Source organism: Lactiplantibacillus sp. 3062 (genome assembly GCF_055413545.1).
This window is the reverse complement of record NZ_JBVAYE010000029.1, coordinates 1-255: the sequence shown is the minus strand read 5'-3', so window position 1 is coordinate 255 and position 255 is coordinate 1. Positions and strand designations below refer to the sequence as shown.

The following is a 255-nucleotide window of genomic DNA, read 5'->3' as shown; positions in this document are numbered from 1 at the left end:
AACGTCGTCAATGGAGAATAGCGGGATCGAACCGCTGACCCCCTGCTTGCAAAGCAGGTGCTCTCCCAGCTGAGCTAATTCCCCATGAGGTATTCAACTTATGGAACCAACTGGTTCGGTTCCAATGGGCCTAAATGGACTTGAACCATCGACCTCACGCTTATCAGGCGTGCGCTCTAAACCAGCTGAGCTATAGGCCCAAAAAACGCTTATTAAATTGAGAGTTAGACCTCTCAAAACTAAACAAAGTTTCGA

General features: G+C 47.8%; 2 tRNA genes. Both read right to left on the bottom strand.

Annotation, left to right across the window (positions count from 1 at the left end):
- Positions 1–11: 11 nt before the first annotated feature.
- Positions 12–84: transfer RNA gene (locus ACWQAU_RS15175), tRNA-Ala, on the bottom strand.
- Positions 85–125: 41 nt separating this feature from the next.
- Positions 126–200: transfer RNA gene (locus ACWQAU_RS15170), tRNA-Ile, on the bottom strand.
- Between the last annotated feature and the right edge of the window lie 55 nt (positions 201–255).